Origin of the sequence: Paraburkholderia sp., from assembly GCF_028283785.1 — a bacterium.
Taxonomy (GTDB): Bacteria; Pseudomonadota; Gammaproteobacteria; order Burkholderiales; family Burkholderiaceae; genus Paraburkholderia.
Map to the genome: position 1 here is coordinate 132,536 of NZ_JAPWKB010000021.1, position 20,264 is coordinate 152,799.

Sequence of the window (20,264 nt, forward strand, 5' to 3'; positions counted from 1 at the left end):
TGAAATAACCGTGTCGTGCGACCGTCTTCGCGGTCACATCTTCGTCAGTGCGTCGAGTGCACGCTGCCAGATTTGCCGCGTGCGCAGCGCGATCAGATCGCGCCAGTCGGAATCGGCGGGGTAGTAGTGCTCTAGCAAAGTGGCTTTGATCCGTCGTCCGGTCGCGTCGAAAGGATCGCCATGAAGATGCAGCCAATGATCGTCGCGCAGCAACGCGTGTCCGCGCGTGCCGTCGTAGGTGCCGCATTCGATGACGAGCGGCATCAACTCCACGTCCGCAAGCTCATCGATCAGTGCCTGCGACGCATAACCGGTCGCCGTCGCGGCGACGCCGCTGTCGGACGACGCGTTCGCCGCAGTGAGGATCGTGTACAGCCAGGGACCGTACAGTGCTTGCGCGGTGTCGTGCGCGGGCACTTTGCGCTCGGCGATTGTCATCAGCATCGGATGTCCGTACGGACCCGCGCCGGTGTGCAGATCGAAGACGATGGCTGTGCGCGCGCCCGCGACATGGTCCTGCATGATCCGACGCACGGTGCGGTTGGTCCACGTCTGCTGTTTGCCACCGAAGAAGATGCCGTCCGGATGCAGGTACTGTCCCGCTTCGACGATATTGCTCACGCATGTTTCGCCGAGATCGCGTATGTGCATCGCGAATTGCTCATCCGCACGACGACGCTCCGGACCATCGAGATCGCGGCAAAGATAGATCTCGTGCAGCGCTTCGTAAGCGGTATTTGTCGGTGGCGGCCGAGAAAAGTCGATGTAGTTGCGGTTCACATCGACGTTGTCTTCATTCACCCGACGCAGCCACGCGGTGCCCCACGGATTGACGAGGTGCATGAGCACGACACAGGTGTCGTCGGGTAACGCGCGGTCCTGCAGCGTATCGAGTAACGCGATCTGACTGTCGGAGCCGTAATAGCCCTCTACGCCGTGGGTTCCCGACATCATCACGAGGCGCTTGTGCGCATCGGCGCGGCCGACGATCGCGACGTCGGTGGAAAGCGCTTCGCCGCGTGGGCCGCGCATCGGGTGAGGATAGGCGATGTGCGTCGCGTTGGCGCGCGCGGCCGCCGCGAGAAAGCGCTCGCGCTGATCGGCGAAATTCGGCATGTCGGAGAAAATGGCGCTCATTGTCGCTCCCGTATCGTGTCGGACCTGATGATGTGGCGCTGCACAGTACCCGTCGTGTGTTACACGACAAGCGGCGCGGAGTCCGTCGCGGCAACTTCGGCATCGACGAGCCGCTGCACACCGCGACGGAACTTCAGCGGTCCAGCGTCGATGCCCAGGTCGAGATTCGGTGTGCGCCGGTTCGCCATGCCTTCATGCACGGCTTCCAGAATGACGCGGTCCTCGTCGAATGCGTGGCGCACGTCCTCGTTGAACTGGCGCGACACGGCTTCGTCTTGCTGGTCGAAATTGCGCATCTGAAACCAGAAATAGCGCGTATGCGATTCGTCGATCGGCGTGATGAAGTTGTACGAATTCATCAGGAACACGTCGGGGTGCTGCGAGCCGTCGTCGCTACCTGTGCCTGTCGGCGTGAAGACGGCCTTGATGATCGCGTGCGATGGAAACCGCACCTCATAGTGCTGCTTGCGGTCGCAGCGTCCTGAGAACTTGACGAACTTCGCATAGAACGGCGCGACCTCGACATCGCGCATCCAGCGCGAGACGGTCACGCCGGCATCGCTTGCAACGGTTTTCAGGGGCTCGGCTTCACACGCGGCGTTGCCGAAAGAGCCGGGATGCACCCACGCGACGTGCGACGGATCGAGCAGGTTATCGGTCACGTACAGATAGTTGCACGCCACTGTCATCGCATCGCCTTCGTTCAAACCCCACGCGGGGTCGCCCCATTCGGGAACATCGAAGATCTGGGCGGCGTCGGCGGATTGGGCGTCGCCCATCCAGATCCAGACCAGACCGTAACGCTCTTCGACCGGATAGCTGCGGACCTGCGCCGAGCGTGGAATGCGTGCGAGGGCCGGCGCGCGCACGCATGCGCCGGCGCAGTCGAAGGTCAGGCCGTGATATCCGCATTCGATCCGGTCGCCCAGCAATCGACCCATCGACAGCGGCAGCTTGCGATGCGGGCACGCGTCTTCGAGCGCGGCCACGGCGCCCTCCGGCGTGCGAAACAGCACAACCCGCTCGCCAAGCAGTTTCAACGGCATAAGGCACTGCTGGACTTCGGCGCTGCGCGCCGCGACGTACCACGCGTTTCTGACGAACATCGCTACTTCCCCTGTATTCACCGCAACCGGGCCTGCGTGCTACGTCCCGCAGCCTTTGCATCGACTGTAGAAAATCAAAATAGAAAAGAACAGCAGGTAGAAAGTGCGATTTACTTTAGAATTTCTAAAATATCATCCCTGATCGAATTCGACATGAACACGCTCGCTCCGCTTCGCGCGATCCAGGTTTTCGAAACGCTTGGCCGTTGCGACGGTCTCGTCGAGACGGCGCGCAGACTCGACATTTCTCCCGGTGCGGTCAGTCAGCAAATCAAGCTGCTTGAAACGTCGCTTGGTGTGAAGCTCGTCACGAAAGAGGGGAGACGGCTGCGCCTGACCGCGACAGGCCGTCGATATCATGAGAGTTGTCTCGCGGCGCTCGAAACCTTGCGCATCGCGCAGGACGACATCGAACGTTCGAAAAACGTGCGCAGTCTCAACGTCAGCGCGTTGCCGTCGTTGTTATCGAAATGGCTGGCGCCGCGCATCAATGCGTGGCAAAAGACGCATCCGGACATCAACGTGTATCTGGACGGCTCGCATGCGGAGCCGTCGCCGGATGTGTATGAGATCGATTTCCGGATCAGCTACGGCGATCGTATCGATGACGCGGGCACGTCTATCGAACTGTTCCGCGATAGTGTCGTGCCGGTATGCAGTCCGCAGCTCCTGCCGCGCAAGGGCAAGGTTGCGCTGAAGCCTGCCGATCTCGCCGGGTTCGAGTTGATCGCAGTCGACTGGCTGCCGAAGTTCGCGTCGCCGCCGTCGTGGCGCGACTGGTTCGCCGCGAACGGGTTGGACACCGCGACGCTGCGCGAGCCGCATCAGGTGCATTCGCTGTCGAGCGTCGCGATACAGGCGGCGATCGACGGCCAGGGTTTCGTGCTCGCGCAGTGCTCGATGGTTGCGGACGATCTCGCAGCCGGACGGCTTTCGATGCCCGTTGCTACGGCGATTCCGTTGCCGTCGCCGTATTTTCTGAGCTGGCGCGAGAGTACTTTCGATCGCCCGCAGTGCCGGGCGTTTCATCGCTGGTTGCTTGCGCGCGCAAAGGAACAGCAGCGCAGTATCGATGAGTTGGCGCTTCGGGTTTAGGAGCGGGGGAATCGCATCAGGAAAACGCAACCGCGCGCATCCCAACCATCGGGCGTCGTCCTCATTCTCTGCTAACTTTCGCGTCGCACACGATAGATAAACCGAGCCCGGTTCCTTCGATATCCGCGCTGACCCGGAAAAAGCGGTCGAAAACGCGCGGCAGCAGCGCCGGTGGAGTTTCGTCGGAATCCTGATCGACGAAACACACGGAAAGCCCGGCCGAATGCTGATTGAGTGCTAGAACGCGCTCTTGATCACGCCACCGTCGGCGCGCAACGCAGCGCCCGTCGTCGCCGACGAAAGCGGACTGGCGATATACGCGACAAGCGATGCGACTTCCTGCGGCGTGCCAAATCGCTTGATAAGCGAGGTGGGACGGACCTTCTCGAAGAACTCCTTCTCGAACGCTTCGAACGATTTGCCGTCGGCCTTCGCAAGCGTCTCCACGAATTCACCCACGCCCCGCGATTTCGTCGGACCCGGCAGCACGCTATTGACCGTGATGCCCGTGCCGGCGACAGATTCAGCGAGTCCGCGCGACACCGCCAGCTGCGCGGTTTTCGTCATCCCGTAGTGGATCATTTCGGCGGGAATCTGCACCCCGCTTTCGCTCGAAATGAAAATAATGCGCCCCCAGTTGGCCTGCCTCATCGCGGGCAAAAACAGCCGGGCGAGACGGACGCCGCTCAACACATTGACGTCGAAGAACCGCTGCCAGTCCGCGTCGGGAATCTCTTCGAACGGCTTCGGCTCGAAGATGCCCAGGTTGTTGACCAGAATTTCGACGCCCGGATAGCGGCGCGCGAGTTCTTCTGCTGACGCCGCCGTACTGAGATCGCCAGCGAAACCCAGCACGTCGCTGCCGGTCTCCGCTTTCAGTTGCGCGACCACGTCATCCACGGATGACTGGGAGCGGCCATTCACGATCACGCGCGCGCCCTCGTGTGCCAGCGTGCTGGCGATTGCTTGACCGATGCCGGCTGTGCTGCCGCTCACCAGTGCGAGTTTGCCTGTCAGATTCAGATCCATGATTGATGCCCTTTTAAAAGATGAAGGAGAAATGGCGGCATCGGAATTCACACGTCGGATGCCGCGAGGAAGTTCACGTACGTGTAATCGATGCGCCACCATCAACCAGTGAAGCAGTGCCGGTCACGAAGGACGAATCGTCCGACGCGAGATACAGGACCGGACGCGCCAGTTCTTCCGGCTTGGCGACGCGCTTGAGCGCATGCAGCCCGGTGATGAACGCCTGCGATTCGTCGCTGTCGTTCATGTCGCGATACATCTCCGTGTCCACCGCGCCCGGCAGCACGGCGTTGACGCGCACGCCTTGCGCACCGTACTCGGCGGCGAGTGCCTGCGTCAAGCCGATCAGTCCGGCCTTGCTCGCCGCGTAGGCCGCAGTGCCGGGGAACGCGAACGAGTAACCGACGAACGTCGATGTGAAGATGATCGATCCACCGCCTTGCTTCAGCATTTCGGGAATCTGGTGCTTCGCGCCCAGGAAGGCACTGGTCAGGTTGGTCGCAAGCGCGGCGTTCCAGCCCGCTTCGGAAATGCCGGTGGTCGGACCCATCTCGCCCAGCGTGCCCGCGTTGTTGTAGGCGATGTCCAGGCGGCCGAAGCGGCTCACTGCGAATTCGACCAGTGCCTTCGCGAAGTCCTCCGACTGCACGTCGCCGGCCAGATACGCAGCTTCGCCGCCTTCGCCGACGATCTCCGCAGCGAGCGCTTCGAGTTCCGTCGCGCGGCGCGCCGCAATCACCACCTTGGCGCCTTCCTTTGCGAACAGCTTTGCGGTTGCCCGGCCAATTCCTGCGCTGGCACCGGTCACGATGGCGACTTTTCCTGTCAAGCGTTGCATGTTCTTTCTCCTGATGCTTCTGGTTGGCCAGTGCACTGTGCGTCGGCCGGTGAAAGCAATATAGGCTTCAGTCCTGATGGCAGAAAGGCCTAAAACGTGGTCCTATCATTCACTTTTTGTGAATGTCGGGAGAGTGGTATGGACCGCCTGCGTGCCTTCGAGGTTTTCGTGACGGTGGTAAGCCGGGGCGGCTTTGCGCGCGCGGCGGATATGCTCGGCACGTCGCCCGCCAACGTGACCCGCTATGTGAACGAACTGGAGGCGCACCTCGGCACGCGACTGCTGAACCGGACGTCCCGGACGCTGTCTCTGACCGAGGCCGGCGAGACGCTTTACGCTCGCAGCAAGTCGATCCTCGACGATGTCGCCGAGACCGAGGGGCTGGTGTCGTCCGCATCGGTCGAGCCGCGCGGACGCTTGCGGATCAATGCGCCCGTGAGCTTTGGCATCCAGTATCTGGCGCCGCTATGGCCCGCGTTCATGTCGAAATATCCTGGCATCGAGCTCGACGTCGGGTTGATCGACCGCGTCGTCGATATCGTCGATGAAGGCTACGACCTCGCCATTCGGATTTCGCGTGCCGGTTCGACTAGCCATGCAGCCCGCAAGCTGGCGACTTCGCAAAACATCCTGTGCGCGTCGCCGGCCTATCTGGCGCGCGCCGGCGTTCCGGCAGCGCCGCCGGACCTGATCGACCATCGCTGCATCGGGTACACGTATGCCGCCACCGGCGACGAGTGGCAACTGATCGACCGTGGCGGCAAGACGCACACGGTCAAGGTGGATTGCCACATGCATACGAATAACGGCGATACGGCGCGCGCAGCGGCGCTCGCCGGGCATGGTGTGATCTGGCAACCCACCTTCCTGATCGGCGACGATCTGCGTGCCGGCACGCTCGTTCCCGTGTTGCGTGAGTATCGTCTGCCGGAGATCGACATACTCGCCATGTACCCGAGCCGTCGACACCTGAGTGCCAGAGTGCGTGTGATGATCGATTTTCTGGTCGATGCGTTCGGCGGGACGCCTCCTTGGGATCGGGACGATCGGCCCACTTGAGACCACTCGCTATCTAATCCGCTTGCGAAAGCTGCAGCGGCTTGCCCATCTCGAACGCGCGAATTGCGTAGCCAAGCTCCCGGTATAAATCGATCGCGCGATCGTTAAACGCCCAGACTCCCAGTCTGATATCGGTCGCACCTTGTTTTAGCGCCCACTGTTCGGCGAGTGTCATCAGCGTGCCGCCGACGCCGCGACCCCTGACGTGTTCCGAAACAGCCACCGAGCCGATGCGACCCACCACCATCGGCTGCAATAGCGGGCTTGTCAGCGTCACCACCTGAATCGTAATGAAGCCCACAGGCGTGCTGCCACACTCGGCGAGAAAGGTCGCGCGGTCTGCTTCCTGAAGGCTAGGCAGCCAGTGCGGTTTGTCACGGTCGAACGCGGTCGTGGCATCGGCAAAGATGTCGGGATGTTCGTGGTGGTGGATCGCGTTCAAGATTTGACCCAATTCGCAAATGGTCAACGTGTCGTCTATGGTTGCGCGTCGATAGCGTATCGGCTCGGTCATCGTCAGATCTTTAGGGCGGAATAAAAAAAGGCGCCTTAGGCGCCTTGATCGTTTGCACATCGAGTTGGACCGGTGAGGTCGAATTCAATGCTATGGACGTAACGAACCACGGCGCAAGTGTTTGCGACCGTGGTGATGAAATCGGATCAGGACGTTACGGAGTTCCATGCAGCCCATAGTGGCACATCAAATTTATTTTGTGAATGGTCGATGAGTCTCCAGACTCGCGTTGTCATGCGTATTGCGCGGCCCGTAGACGACCCGCGCCCCGGACTCATGCCGCAACGGCCTCATCCTTAACGGGAGTCGCCGCAGCCGCGTGCAGCGTCGAGAGGAGTGTGTCGCTCAACTCGCGCGGTCCATCGATAAACAGGAGGGCTTCCGTCGTGAGCTGACGCGTGTTTATCTCCCCGCCCAGCCATGCTTGCAGCGCGACCTGAGAGGTCACGATGACGAGGCTGCGCTCGTCGATGTTGTCGGAAAGAATATCTGGCAGGTCCGGCACGATGTCGGGATCAAAACCCTCCGGCGTTGCATGGAAGAAACCCCACGTGTCGTTCTCGATGAGCAATACATAGAAATCCGGCAGACTCAAAAGCTGATCGACCGGCAAGGCTTCCTGAATACGGTCTTGCAGGCCGTTAAGCGTTTCGACCGCTGTGATCCTCAAGCGTGCTTGCGCAAGTGCCCCTTCTACCTCGACTTGCCGGAGCAGGTCGGCCTCGATTGCCTTTCGTGTCGCGACAGCGACTGTCAGCGCCTGCGGATGCCCAACGCTGAACTCGATCTTGAAATCGCAGATTGCACACATTGCAGCACCTCAGGGGGTGACGATGTTGAAATAGAATTCGAAATTGTCGAGCCACGAGACGAACTCACCGAGTTTCTGGCTATCGCCGTCGATTTTCGCGCCTCCGGCCATCACCAGTTTTTGCATGGTCGTCTGGCCTAGCATGATGTTATTGAGGTCGGCACGCGTCATGGTGATGGTCGCGTTTGCGTTGCTCGAGGTCTTGCCTTTCGAGTAATGCAGTGCGCTGTTTTCGACGCCCAATACGTACTGTTCTTTCGTGTCGGTAAGCGCCAGGTTAAACGACACCGCTTTGCCCGCCGCGCGATCGGCATTGAGGCGTATGCCGAGATAATCGAGAAACATATCGAGTGGCATCGCACGAATCGTGTCCGGGCTCTGCGGCGCAGGCGCTGGTACCTTTTTGATGCCGTCACGCAATTCCATCGCGCCAGTCAGATAAAAATTGCGCCATGACGCGGACTCGGACTGATAGCCGAGCTGCTCATAGGTATCCGCCAGAAGCTGTTTTGCGGCAGTGTTCTGCGGGTTGCTGAAGACGACGTGATTGACGACTTCGGCAACCCACCGATACTCACCCTTGTCGTAATACGCCTGCGCCTTGCTCAACACCGCAGCACTCCCGCCCATGAATTCGACATAGCGCTTGCCGTTCTCTGCTGGCGGCAGTTGATGCAGATTGGCAGGCACGCCGTCGAAGAAGCCGAGGCGCAGGTTGTACTGGGCGACTACGTCGTGATAGACCGTGCCGTAATAGCTGCGGCAATACCAGTGCTTGGCGAGGCTGTCGGGTAAACGGATCGTCTCGCCGATTTCGCGCGGCGTGTAGCCCATGTTCGCGAGTCGCAAGGTCTGGTCGTGCAGATAGCGGTACATGTCGCGCTGCGCACCGAGGAAGGGGACGATGCGGTCGTTTCCCCAGGTAGGCCAGTAATGCGATGCAAACAGCACCTGCATATCCCCGCCGAACATGTCGATAGCGGCTTGCAAGTACTTGGACCAGAGCAACGCATCGCGGACCTTCGCGCCTCGCAGCGTGTACAGGTTGTGGAGCGTATGCGTCGCATCTTCCGCGGCACAGAATGCCTTGAATTTCGGCAGGTAGAACATGAATTCAGACGGCGCTTCCGACTCGGGTGCCATCAACACGATAATGTCGACGCCATCGAGCGTCATTTTCTGTCCGGTCTTCTCGGCGAATACCGTTGGCGTGATCAGGGTAATGGTGCCGACTGAGGTTGTCTTGCCGAGACCACCATCGACGCCGCCGGTCGGGCTACGGTTCAATAACGAGCCGTACATGTAGCTTGCTCGCCGGCCCATTGCGTTACCCGCGATGATGTTCTCACCCACGGCCGCTTCGGTGAATCCTGCCGGCGCGACGATCTTCACTTTTCCCGAATTGACGTCGTCCTCACTGACAAGGCCGCGTACGCCCCCATAGTGATCGACGTGGCTATGCGTGTAGATGACATGCGTGATGGGCTTATCGCCAAGATGCGGAATAACCAGTTGTTTCCAGACAGCCGTTGCGACTTCTGATGTGACGAACGGATCGACCACAATCCAGCCTTGGTCTCCACGAATGATGCTCATCACGGACAGATCGTAGCCGCGTACCTGCCAGATGCCGTCGACCACCTGAAAGAGGCCGTGATGCATGTTGAGTTTGGCATTGCGCCAGAGACTCGGGTTGACCGTCGGTGGCGCGTTGTTTTCCGGGCCGCCCTTGATGAAGGAGAACTGCTGTAGATCCCACGCGGGATAATCGCCTGTTCCCTTGATGATGACCGGCTCGGGAAGCGTTGCGACGAGCCCGCGACTGGCATCGTCGAAATCCTGCGTATCGGCGAATGACAGAAATTCTGCGTACTGTCGGTTGATATCGAGCGTCGCACGCGTTGCCGGTTTATTGGCAGCGCTAGTAGACCTTACAGAAGTGGATTGAGCTAACGTTTCCCCGACAACGCCTGACAGTCCGGTTGCTGCACCAACGACTGCGACATTCTTTAGAAATGCTCTGCGTGCACCGGGCTCTGCGGGTTCTTTCGGTTCCGACATGACAGCCTCCAGATTGGGGTCAACAACGTTTTCACGCTCTTAAGAATCCAATACGGGAGACCGTTTTACTATTAGGGTTAGGTGCAAACTCATTGCCCGACTGGGCAATCCCATAAGGCGAGTTTTTTAGCCGCTCTCAGTCGGTCGTAAGTTGATACTCGACCTTTATTGATCTTCGATACTCGCTTCACGGAGCGAGTGCGTTGTGCGGTACTAACGTCCTTCGACGGTTTGATCGGGCTCTACAGCGGCGTAATTCTATGGCGATCGCCGCTCTGAGTGTGTTCGCTGATCCGCTCGTTGGTGAATAAGCCCCAACGACTTAACGAAAAAAGACTATAGGTAATCTGGTTTTTGCTTGTCAGGGATTTCAATTGCACGGGTGTGTCGATGCGATTGCCTTCGCTATACGGTCGGTCTCCGCGGACTGGAACTGCAAAGTGAGCCGAGCTATCCGCGTGCAGCGAAACGCGTGGCGTTACGTTTGATTGTCGACGAATTCATCGACGATGTCGAACAGTCGAAAGTGGCCGACGGCGTTCCGACCGCGCGTCACAAACACCACAAGACTAAATCTTCCTAACCCAGATTCATCGCTGGAATTTCCGTGGCTAACGCGTCGATCGCGCAGCGGGTCTTGAGTGGCAGATACGGCGTTTTGGGCCACACCGCGTGGATCTCCTCCGGTCGGACGCCGCAGCGCTCCCACAACGCTACAAGCTCACCTGTCGCCACGTACCGCGTCAGGAGCCAGCACGGCAACTGGACGAGTCCGAGCCCTGCGATGCCGGCTCCGGCTATGGCCTGAATGTCGTCGAGGCTCAACTGCTGCTCGATCCGCAACTCATGCTCGACGCCGTGCGGGTCGAGCACGCGCCAGGGCAAAGGCGCACCGGCACGAGAGTAGGCAATGCCTTGATGTCCCGCATAGTCGTCGATGCCGATGGGCGTGCGATGACGCGTCAGATACGAAGGCGCGGCGCCAATGCTGATCTCCTGAACGCCAAGGCGTCGTGCCGCGAGGCTCGTCGTATCCCGCAACGCACCGATGCGCACCGCGAGATCGATGTTCTCTTCGATCAGATCGACCTGACGGTCTGTGAACGAGATGTCGATCTGGAGCCCGGCATGCTTGCGTGCGAGGCCGAATAACACGGGCGCCACGCATAGATGGCCGAAAGCGATCGGCACGCTGACTCGCAGACGGCCGCGTGGCTCGCGATGCCCGCTCTCGAGTTCTGCCTCGGCAGCGTCGAGTTCGGCCAGTGCGCGCACGCATCGATCGTAATACGCGTGGCCCGCTTCGGTTAGCGTCTGAATGCGCGTCGTCCGCTGAAGCAGGCGCACACCGAGTCGGCTTTCGAGTCGTGCAATCACCTTGCCGATGGCCGAGCGCGTGACATTCAGGCGCTCAGCGGCAAGCGTAAAGCTGCCGGCTTCGACGACCTGAACGAACACCGCCACGCCATCCAGTTTGTCCGTCACATTGGGTCCTTTGTGGAATAAATTCTGGGAAAAACGTGCGTCAATCGGGAATGCAGTTCCCGATATAGTACATCCGGCAAGTTGATGTATCAGCCGCTGCTGCCGTGTACGGCGCATGCGTACGGGCAAAACGCTCATTCTTCCGTGACTGTCATGACTCTTTCCCGTCTTCCACACAACGCGCTGGCACTCGCCGCGGTTTGCCTGACCTCGCTGATGTTCGGCCTCGAGATCTCTGGCGTCCCGACCGTGCTTCCCACGCTGGAGACACTGCTACACGCGGACTTCAGGCAGATGCAGTGGATCATGAACGCCTATACGCTCGCGTGTACCACGGTTCTGATGGCGACCGGTGCGCTGGCGGACCGCTTCGGACGTAAGCGCATCTATGCAGCCAGTATCGTTTTGTTCGCGATGACGTCGCTTGTTTGCGGATATGCGCACAGTGCGCCGGTGCTGATCGTCAGCCGGTTTCTGCAAGGCATGGGCGGCGGCGCGATGCTGATCTGCCAGGTCGCCGTGCTTTCGCATCAGTTTCAGGCGGGCCGTGAACGAAGCCGGGCATTTGCCGTGTGGGGCATCGTCACCGGCATCGGGTTGGGATTCGGTCCGATCGTCGGTGGGCTCATCATTGCGGTTGCCAACTGGCAATGGGTTTTTCTGGTCCACGTGCTGATCTCGATCGTGGCGCTCGGGCTTCTCTTCGCCGGCGTGCAGGAATCGCGCGATCCGAATGCGCAACACCTGGACGTGCCAGGCGTGGTGACGCTGTCGATGTCGGTCTTCGGGCTGGTCTATTTCATTACGCAGGCGCCAGTAATGGGATTCGCTAGTGCCGGCGCGATCGGCGTATTCGGCGCGACAGTGGCGAGTGTGATCGCCTTTATCGTTGTCGAGATGCGTAGTCCTCGACCGATGTTCGATATTTCGGTGTTCCGGGTCCGCCCGTTTTCGGGCGCGATGTTCGGATCGATGGGCATGAACTTCAGTTACTGGCCGTTCATGATCTATCTGCCGATCTATTTTCAGGTTGGGCTCGGCTATTCGAGCGTTAAGACCGGACTGTCGCTCCTCGCCTATACGTTACCGACGCTCGTGATCCCGCCGGTTGCGGAGCGGCTTGTTCTACGGTTCGGTGCGGGCAGGGTGATCCCGTTGGGACTGTTCACGATCGGCGCGGGATTTATGTTGATGAGGTTCGGTGTGACGACGGAGCACGCTGGCTGGCTGTCGATGCTGCCGGGTTGCCTGTTGTGTGGCGTCGGGCTGGGCCTGACCAATACGCCGGTTACCAACACCGCCACCGGTTCGGTTTCCTCGAACCGTGCGGGCATGGCCTCCGGTATCGACATGAGCGCGAGGATGATCAGCCTGGCCATCAATATCGCGCTGATGGGGCTGATTCTTGTCGAAGGCGTGCATGCGTACCTCACGCGCGCGCTTCCCGCTTTCTCACAACCCGCGTTATTGCGCGTGCTTGCGGAAAAGATCGCCGCAGGCGGCATGTCCCGGATCGCTCAGGACAGCGCCGAACTCGCTGTCGCCGACCCACGGGGCGTGATCGTCCATGACGCGCTCGTGCATGGTTTCGGACTCGTTATGCTGTACGGGATGGTTGGAGCGTGGGTGCTGGCACTACTCGGCGTCATCGTGTTTGGACCTGGTGCGCGGGCATGTCACCATACAGATTCAACGATTGATAGCGTCTGCCGACAAAGCCTGTAGTGACGCGCCAGAGTGTGAGCGGTGCTACTTCGACTTTTTATGCTTTTGCTTAGAGGCCTGTTACCCATGCTTCACGGCACTATTGCCGTTTCTCACGATGACCGGTATCTCCATCGAAGGTGCACCTCGGATATTCGATGCGCGTACGAACACCGCCTCAAATCTGTTCTTCGCGCAGTTGTTAAACGCCCCGGAATTCTCGCGTGGCTTTCGCAAGATCTTTGGAAGGCGGTAGCCCGAACAGGCGCGCATATTCGCGGCTGAACTGGTTCGGGCTTTCGTAGCCGACGCTGAATGCGATCGACGTCGCGCTGCCCTGGCCGGCGATCAGTTGCGACCGTGCGTGCAACAACCGGATTCGCTTCTGATATTGCAACGGGCTCAACGCCGTCACCGCCTTGAAATGGCGATGGAATGCCGACACGCTCAACGCTGCCATCTCAGCCAGCGACTCCACTCTTATCTGTTCGGCAAAGTTGCCGCGTATCCAGTTGATTGCGACACCGATACGCGAAAGCGCCGTGTCCGGCGATGCGATGTCTCGCAGCATCCAGCCGAGCGGCCCCTGAAGTACGCGGAACAAAATCTCCCGCTCGTACGACGGTGCAAGCACCGCGATCTCGTCCGGTTTTTCGATCAGCCGAAGCATTCGGATCCATGCGTCGAGAAGCTCACCATTGACCGGCGCAACCGAGAATCCCGAGTCGGACAGCGCGCTGCCGACCTTCACCGGCAGGTCGCGGATAAGCGCCGCGACGATAGCGGCGTCGAGCGTCAGGCTGACCGCAAGATACGGTGCGCCGGTCGCTGAAGGATGGACGGCCCCGACGGCCGGGAGATCCACGGACATGACGAAGTAGGTCGCCGGATCGTAGTGAAACGTCCGGTCGCCGATTGTCATCGTTTTGGACCCCGTCAGGATCAGGTTGACCATTGGATCGTAGACGGCAGCAAGGCGGTGCTCTGGGATTTCACCTTGAACCATTGCCACACGCGGAATGCCGGTTTCCGTGCGCCTGTTCTCTGCCCGGGAGGCCAGTGCTCTCAGTTCTTGCAGTTGCTGTTCCATGGTCGGACGCTAACAGAGGCCATCAGCGCACGCAACGTGAAAGCAGAAATAGGCAAGTTTCGAGGAGGATCGGGTGAGTAGTCAACGGTCGGGAGTCGTATCTTCACACTCACCAGACACACAGGAGAGACGCAATGAAGATTGTCATCGTGACCGGCAGCAGTCGCGGCCTTGGCGCCAGCACCGCACTCGAATGCGCGAGGCGCGGCATGGGTGTGGTCGTCACCTACAACAGCAATCCGGAAAAGGCGGAAGACGTCGTGAAGGCCATCGCCGGGATGGGTGGGAAGGCGGTCGCTCTGAAGCTCGACGTCGGCAATAGCCGCTCGTTTCCCGAGTTTCGCCAAACGCTGTCTGCACAGCTCAATGCCATCTGGGACAGAAAGACCTTCGACTTCCTGGTCAACAACGCCGGGTACGGGCTCTACGCTCCGATCCCGGACGTAACCGAGGCGCAGTTCGACGGTCTGTTCAACGTCCACCTCAAGGGGCCGTTCTTCCTGACTCAGGCGCTCTTGCCGCTCATCGAAGACGGTGGCCATATCGTCAACGTCACGAGTGCGACCAGCCGTGTTGCCACTGCCGGCGTCGCGCCTTATGCGGCCTTCAAGGGTGGCCTGCAGGTGCTGACGCGCTACATGGCGAAGGAGTTCGGCGAGCGCCGGATCAGGGCGAACTCGATCGCGCCCGGCGCGATCCGTACTGAGTTGGGTGGTGGATTGAACGATGAATTCGAGGCCATGCTTGCGGGACAGACGGCGCTCGGCCGGGTCGGTGAGCCGGTAGAGATCGGCGGCGTCATCGCCAGCCTGCTGTCCGAAGAGAATCGCTGGATCAACGCCCAGAATATCGAAGTGGCTGGCGGCTACATCATCTGAATCGACGAGGGAACACCATGCTCGACCACGTCTTTATCTCCGTCAGCGATATCGATCGCTCGATTGCTTTCTACGAGAAAACGCTTGGACCGCTCGGCATTACGCATGCGGTCGACTACGACGGCAGGTTAGGCCCTGCCGGCCACCCCGACCTCAAGGGTTTCGGCGCGAACGGTCGCGTGTTCTTCTGGTTGCGCGAAGGGACGGTCGAAGGCCGTGCCGCTCATGTGGGCTTCATCGCGAACGGCAAGCGCGAGGTCGATGCGGCCTTTGCCGCGGCGATAGCCGCAAGCGCCACTAAAATCCATCCGCCCGGAGCGCAGCTTCATTACGACCCGCGCTACTACGCGGCTCAGGTTCGCGATCCCGACGGCTATAGTGTCGAATTCGTCTACAAGGAGTGGCAGCACTGACATGAAGACGCTGATGATTTGCGGCGCGACGGGCTATGTCGGCCGCATGGCGTTGGAATACGCATCGGTGGCGAGGCCCAGCCCCTCACGCATCCTTGCCTTTACGTGAAACAGAGCGTTTGCCCGTACGCTTCGCCGCGCGTTGACAACTGCCAAGTAGATCGACCAGCTGTGTCTCGGATTCGGAAAACGAGTACCCGCGCCGCTGCGAGATCATGAACGTCAGCGGGCGCATGTGCCATGCGCGCCGTTGAAGTTCGACAAGCGTTCCATTCGCAAGGTCTTCCGCGACCACGTGATGCGGCATGTGCCCCCAGCATAAGCCGCCCTTGAGCAAATCGTACTTCGCGCCGAGGTCATTCACCAGCCACTGACGTTCACCGGCGACCCCCTGTTGGGTCTTTTCCGCATCGGGCTGATTGTCGGTGACGACGAGCTGGATATGCCGGCCAAATTCTTCGCGCGGGATCGGCCCCGCGATTGCAGCCAGCGGATGCGATGGCCCACAGACGGTCACCATTTGCACTTCACATAAATGCAGCCTCTCGATGGTGCCCGGGCTCAGCTCCGGCACGTCGGTGATCGTCACCGACAATGCGCACGTGCCGTCGAGAACCAGACGCTCGCCGCCTTGCATCGACGTCATGCGCAGATTGATTGCAACGGTCGGAAAGTCCGTTTGCAGGCTGCGCAGACATTCGATCAGGTGCGCGCGCGGAAAATAGGTATCCACTGCAATCGACACCTGCGGCACCCCCGCTTCAGCAATCGCCACCGCGCGCATCTTCATTTCCTCGGTGCGTGAGATCACCGCACGCGCATCAGGCAGCAGGCTGCGGCCCGCGGCCGTAAGCGTCGCTTTGCGCGCATTGCGCTCGAACAGCAGCACATCGAACGCACTCTCGAGCGCGCTGATCGCGTGACTGATCGCCGACTGCGCACGCCTCAACTCCCTTGCAGCCCCGGAAAAGCTTCCCTGGTCACACACGGCAACGAAGGCCCGAAGCTGATTGATCGTGACGTTATCGAGCATAGGTATCTAAAGAGTAGATGGAACATATAGATATTTAGTCAATTGGCTTCATGAATCAAGCCCTTCAGAATCGTGTTTGTCACTTTTGCTTCGAAGGATGCATGACATGAACAGATTGAATGGAAAGACCGCTGTGATCACCGGTGGCGCGACCGGCATCGGCCGCGCCGCAGCAAAGCGCTTCATCGACGAGGGCGCGTTCGTCTTTATCTTCGGCCGGCGGCAGGACGCGCTCGACGCCGCTGTGGCCGACCTCGGGCCCAATGCGCGTGCGGTCAAAGGCTCGGTCTCCGATCTGGACGACCTCGACCGGCTCTACGCGGCGGTGAAAGCCGAGCGCGGAAGCCTCGACATCGTCTTCGCCAACGCCGGAGCGGGAAGCCAGCTTGCGCTCGGCAAGATCACCGCCGCGCACATCGACGAAACCTTCGACACCAATGTGAAGGGGACGATCTTCACGGTCCAGAAGGCGCTGCCGCTGATGGGCAACGGCGGTTCGATCATCCTGACCGGATCGAGCGCCGGCACCACGGGCGCTCCGGCAATGAGCGCCTACAGCGCGAGCAAGGCGGCCGTGCGCAATCTTGCGCGGACCTGGGCGGAGGATCTGAAGGGCACCGGCATCCGGATAAACGTGTTGTCACCCGGAGCGACGGCGACCGAACTCGCGAAGGAAGCGCTAGGCGAGGAGGGTCAGAAAGTGTTCGCGTCGATGACGCCGCTTCAGCGCATGGCCGATCCTGCGGAGATCGCAGCGGTGGCCGCCTTTCTCGCGTCGCCGGACAGCAGCTTCATGACCGCCAGCGAGGTCGCCGTCGACGGCGGCCTTGCGCAACTCTGACACGCTACGCAAGCACGCACACACGCTGCGCCCGGCCGGTCGCTCCAATCGATATCCGGAGCCCGTCGGGCGTGGTCAACCCAAGGAAAATAGATGAGCTACGCAATTATCGGTTTCGGCAAGATCGGCCAGGCGCTGGCCAAGGCATTTGCCCGAAGCGGCATCGAAGTATCCGTTGCAACCACTCGCGATCCGGAAAGCTTTGCTTCCGATGCGGCCGCGATCGGACCCAAGATCATTCCCAAGACACTGGCGGATGCGGTCAAGGCGGACATCGTCTTTCTGGCTGTCCGTTTCGAGTCGCATCGGGATGTCGCGAAGGCGCTGCCCAGCTGGGAGGGCAAGACCATCGTCGATGTGACCAATACCTACGGTGTATCCCCTGAGGAACTGGGCGGACAACCTTCTTCCAGGGCGGTCGCGCAGGCCTTCACCGGCGGTAGACTGGTCAAGGGCTTCAATCATCTGGGTGCTTCCGTCCTAGCGCAAGATCCGGTGGCACGTGGTGGCAGGCGAGTCGTGTTCCTCGCGAGCGACGATGACGCCGCCGCAACGGAGATGGGTACGCTTGCGGAAAATCTCGGTTTCGCGCCGATCAAACTGGGCGGGCTTTCGGAAGGGGGACTGCTCGTGCACGCGCGTGGAAACGTCTGGGGTCAACTGATCTTCAAGGATCTGGTGAAGTTCGACTGATGGGGTTCTGGATCTTGACGCGGCGGTGTCGTGCACACCGTCGCGTCAAATCCTGATACGACCCATCCAGGAAAAATACAACGCCCGTCTGTAGATCGGCGGTTGGCATGGTGGTCACCGATGCCAACCGCCTGACGATCACGCGTTGATCAAACCGTCTGTGCTTCTCGATCAGGCCGACAGCTTGATCGACACGCCGCTCGACGAATACGTCAGCGTGCCCTTCAACCCGCCATCCACCACGACCGAAGTGAACTTTGCGCTGGCCGCTGCGCCATTGATCAACGTGATCGTGTCGCCCGCCTTCGGCGTATAGCCGTTGACGAATGTCACGTGCAGCGTGCCGCCAGCAACGGTCACCTGGTCACCCACCGACAACTGGCCGCCGCCCTGTCCATCGATGTCCAGTTCAAGCGTCGTGCCGGCCAGTTCGGTGAACTTGCCCGCCACCTTCACCGGCACCGATGCGGCAATGGTGATAGTGCCTGCCCCAAGGTACACGTCGCCAGTACCGAACGCGGTGGCAGATCCTGCCTCGAGCGTGCCGCCCTCGACTTCCGTACCCGCGCTGTAGGTGTTCGCACCCGCCAGTTCGAGCGTGCCGTCACCCTTGAACTTGAGCTTGCCCGAACCGGTAATGTCATTGCGCCAGATGTCGTAAGTGGCGAAGCTGCCGAGTGAAGAATCCATGCTGATGGTAACCAGACCGTTGAACGCGCCATATCCATCGCCTGCCTTGAACATGTCGAGGCGGCCCCAGCCTTCGGCATCGGAGATGACCGGGTAACCCGACGCGAGCTCGGTGGTTTTGAGCACGACGCGGCGCTGATCGGCGCTCAGGTACGGATAGCGCGTTTCGAGCAGCACTTCGGCGCCCTTCGGCACGATCGGATCCGTGGTCGTCGAGTAGAGGTTGGCGTAACCCGACATGCCAACCGTCATGCGGCGCTCGAACTCGGTCTTGTTCTTGTCGTGGTCGTAGTACAGGTCGAAGCCACTGGCGGTGCTGTCCGTGCTCTGCGTGCCGGAGTGCAGATAGTCGTAAAAGTCTTTCCACGTGCTTGTGCCTGCCGCAGACTGCATCGTCGAGAGCGCCTGGCTGCGGGTCGAGGTCTTGAAGCTCGTGGTCAGGATGGTATTGACGTACTTGCTGGCGAGCGCGGAATTCTCTGCGCTGTACAGATTGGCCGCCGCTGCCGCGAGGCCGACCACGCGGCCGCCCATCACATCCAGCGGTGAGTGCACGCCAGCGATGATGCGGTATTCGCCGAACTTGAGCGCCGCCGAGTAGAACTCCTGGAAGCGTTCCGGCAGCGCATAGGCCATCGCGGCGGCGCGACGCACGTATTCGGCTTCGTGGCCGCTCGCAAAGCCACCGTTCTTTGCAGCACTCAGGCCCGCTGTCGGGGTCTGCGCGGACTGCAACGCCGGCACCACGATGCTCACGCCCTGGCTGGACCACATGTACGGCCGCGCGTACTTGAAGTAGTACTTGGTCGTGTTGCCCGTCGCAAAGCTGCCGACACCGCTACTGCCGGCCATTGTGAAAACGTTGGCCAGCTGGCCCGACGCATCGCCTTCCGAGACTGTGGCGCTGCTACCGGAAGTCGCGTTGACGTAGGTGATGGTTTCAGTCGCGTCCAGGCCACTGCGCCAGGCGGTAGCCAGCACGCCGGCACCTTCACCGAGGTTGTAATCCTTCGAGCCCACATCGACCTTGTACGCGACTTCACCGTCGCTGTCCTTGGCGGTATTGGAGGTGCCGTTGACGCTGTTGTCGCGGCTGGCTGCGACGGATTCGACGTAGCTGGTGTTGGTGCTGATGATGCTGCTGTTGAGAATCGTGCCGCCGCTGCTGGCCGTGCCGTCCCACGTCGAGGCAGGAACCGATGCGCAGGCGACGCCGGTATCCGGGTCGGTGCTCGCGCTCAAGCCGGAACCACTGTAGGTATCGGCATCGACATAGGCGGTAACCGGCGTCCACAGATCCAGGAAGCCCTTGAGCGCCCGGACCGCAGCGTTGGTGGTGACCGAGTCGTAGCAGGAATTGTCCGCCAGATTGGTGTAGTAGGTGTCGACGTAGGCCGGAACCGACGTGTTGACCGGCGCACTGTCGACGGTACTCGGGTCGGCAGGCGCCGACGGCACGGTCGTCGAGCTTGCGGTCGTTGCTGAATTGGAGCCGCCACATGCAGAAAGCAATGCCAGGCTCACGAATGATGCAATCTGGAGAGATCTGCTATTTAGCTGAAACATACGCGGAAATCCTTAAGGACAAGACCGGGGGAAATCGCGCATCGTAAATTTACATTTTTAAAGTTTCATTACATTCGAGATATTTCTTCGAATGTTCTCTCTTCGTCTCGCTGTTTGCGGATACGGACCGAATGGTCGCGCTGTGTCAGGTGCTGCCGTGCCCACTCGCAAGACATCAGCCGGCATGGATTCCGGCTTGCGAGGTTGGGCGCAACGAATGG

General features: G+C 60.4%; 18 protein-coding genes. 7 read left to right on the forward strand and 11 right to left on the reverse strand.

The features are described from left to right. Window positions 1–33: 33 nt before the first annotated feature. Both PW947_RS31005 and PW947_RS31010 read right to left on the reverse strand, forming a co-directional pair. The gene (locus PW947_RS31005; RefSeq protein ID WP_299636688.1) at window positions 34–1,137 is read right to left on the reverse strand and encodes a DUF2817 domain-containing protein; all 1,104 of its coding nucleotides are present in this window, start codon (window positions 1,135–1,137) and stop codon (window positions 34–36) included. A 59-nt stretch (window positions 1,138–1,196) separates the two neighbouring features. After that, window positions 1,197–2,243 (reverse strand): aromatic ring-hydroxylating dioxygenase subunit alpha, encoded by a 1,047-nt coding sequence (locus PW947_RS31010; protein WP_299636690.1) that lies wholly within the window; start codon window positions 2,241–2,243, stop codon window positions 1,197–1,199. 153 nt (window positions 2,244–2,396) lie between these two features. Between PW947_RS31010 and PW947_RS31015 the strand changes: the two genes are divergently transcribed. Then, entirely contained in the window at window positions 2,397–3,338 is a 942-nt protein-coding gene (locus tag PW947_RS31015) for a LysR substrate-binding domain-containing protein (RefSeq protein ID WP_299636692.1), read from the forward strand. A gap of 237 nt (window positions 3,339–3,575) precedes the next feature. On the opposite strand, the gene PW947_RS31020 is transcribed toward PW947_RS31015, so the two are convergent. Both PW947_RS31020 and PW947_RS31025 read right to left on the reverse strand, forming a co-directional pair. Further along, a complete protein-coding gene (locus tag PW947_RS31020) occupies window positions 3,576–4,367 on the reverse strand; it encodes an SDR family oxidoreductase (protein WP_299636694.1) in 792 nt (263 codons plus the stop codon). A 73-nt stretch (window positions 4,368–4,440) separates the two neighbouring features. After that, the gene (locus tag PW947_RS31025) at window positions 4,441–5,205 is read right to left on the reverse strand and encodes an SDR family oxidoreductase (RefSeq protein ID WP_299636696.1); all 765 of its coding nucleotides are present in this window, start codon (window positions 5,203–5,205) and stop codon (window positions 4,441–4,443) included. Between the two features lie 138 nt (window positions 5,206–5,343). Between PW947_RS31025 and PW947_RS31030 the strand changes: the two genes are divergently transcribed. Further along, window positions 5,344–6,264, forward strand: a complete 921-nt coding sequence (locus tag PW947_RS31030) for a LysR family transcriptional regulator (protein ID WP_299636697.1) — start codon at window positions 5,344–5,346, stop codon at window positions 6,262–6,264. A gap of 13 nt (window positions 6,265–6,277) precedes the next feature. Here PW947_RS31030 and PW947_RS31035 read toward each other — a convergent pair whose 3' ends face one another. The 4 genes from PW947_RS31035 to PW947_RS31050 all read right to left on the reverse strand — a co-directional run bounded on the left by PW947_RS31035 (window position 6,278) and on the right by PW947_RS31050 (window position 11,135). Next, window positions 6,278–6,778 (reverse strand): GNAT family N-acetyltransferase, encoded by a 501-nt coding sequence (locus tag PW947_RS31035; RefSeq protein ID WP_299636699.1) that lies wholly within the window; start codon window positions 6,776–6,778, stop codon window positions 6,278–6,280. A gap of 274 nt (window positions 6,779–7,052) precedes the next feature. Continuing rightward, a complete protein-coding gene (locus PW947_RS31040; protein WP_299636701.1) occupies window positions 7,053–7,589 on the reverse strand; it encodes a hypothetical protein in 537 nt (178 codons plus the stop codon). 9 nt (window positions 7,590–7,598) lie between these two features. Continuing rightward, complete coding sequence (locus tag PW947_RS31045; protein WP_299636703.1) at window positions 7,599–9,650, reverse strand: alkyl sulfatase dimerization domain-containing protein; 2,052 nt, start codon at window positions 9,648–9,650, stop codon at window positions 7,599–7,601. A 579-nt stretch (window positions 9,651–10,229) separates the two neighbouring features. Beyond that, entirely contained in the window at window positions 10,230–11,135 is a 906-nt protein-coding gene (locus PW947_RS31050) for a LysR family transcriptional regulator (protein WP_299636705.1), read from the reverse strand. A 153-nt stretch (window positions 11,136–11,288) separates the two neighbouring features. Here PW947_RS31050 and PW947_RS31055 point away from each other — a divergent pair, with 153 nt between their 5' ends. After that, window positions 11,289–12,860 carry an MFS transporter gene (locus tag PW947_RS31055; RefSeq protein ID WP_299636748.1) on the forward strand — a complete coding sequence of 524 codons (1,572 nt, stop codon included), beginning with the start codon at window positions 11,289–11,291 and terminating at the stop codon, window positions 12,858–12,860. A 181-nt stretch (window positions 12,861–13,041) separates the two neighbouring features. On the opposite strand, the gene PW947_RS31060 is transcribed toward PW947_RS31055, so the two are convergent. Beyond that, entirely contained in the window at window positions 13,042–13,929 is an 888-nt protein-coding gene (locus PW947_RS31060; RefSeq protein WP_299636707.1) for an AraC family transcriptional regulator, read from the reverse strand. 134 nt (window positions 13,930–14,063) lie between these two features. Here PW947_RS31060 and PW947_RS31065 point away from each other — a divergent pair, with 134 nt between their 5' ends. Continuing rightward, window positions 14,064–14,807 carry an SDR family oxidoreductase gene (locus PW947_RS31065; protein WP_299636708.1) on the forward strand — a complete coding sequence of 248 codons (744 nt, stop codon included), beginning with the start codon at window positions 14,064–14,066 and terminating at the stop codon, window positions 14,805–14,807. 17 nt (window positions 14,808–14,824) lie between these two features. Continuing rightward, on the forward strand, window positions 14,825–15,220 hold the full coding sequence (locus PW947_RS31070) for a VOC family protein (protein ID WP_299636710.1): 396 nt from the start codon (window positions 14,825–14,827) through the stop codon (window positions 15,218–15,220). Window positions 15,221–15,305: 85 nt separating this feature from the next. Here PW947_RS31070 and PW947_RS31075 read toward each other — a convergent pair whose 3' ends face one another. Then, entirely contained in the window at window positions 15,306–16,253 is a 948-nt protein-coding gene (locus tag PW947_RS31075) for a LysR family transcriptional regulator (protein WP_299636712.1), read from the reverse strand. A 106-nt stretch (window positions 16,254–16,359) separates the two neighbouring features. Between PW947_RS31075 and PW947_RS31080 the strand changes: the two genes are divergently transcribed. Both PW947_RS31080 and PW947_RS31085 read left to right on the forward strand, forming a co-directional pair. Then, on the forward strand, window positions 16,360–17,094 hold the full coding sequence (locus PW947_RS31080; protein WP_299636750.1) for an SDR family oxidoreductase: 735 nt from the start codon (window positions 16,360–16,362) through the stop codon (window positions 17,092–17,094). 93 nt (window positions 17,095–17,187) lie between these two features. Next, window positions 17,188–17,787, forward strand: coding sequence for an NADPH-dependent F420 reductase (locus PW947_RS31085; RefSeq protein ID WP_299636714.1), 600 nt, complete (start codon window positions 17,188–17,190; stop codon window positions 17,785–17,787). Between the two features lie 171 nt (window positions 17,788–17,958). Here PW947_RS31085 and PW947_RS31090 read toward each other — a convergent pair whose 3' ends face one another. Then, window positions 17,959–20,043, reverse strand: a complete 2,085-nt coding sequence (locus PW947_RS31090) for a phosphatase PAP2 family protein (RefSeq protein WP_299636716.1) — start codon at window positions 20,041–20,043, stop codon at window positions 17,959–17,961. Between the last annotated feature and the right edge of the window lie 221 nt (window positions 20,044–20,264).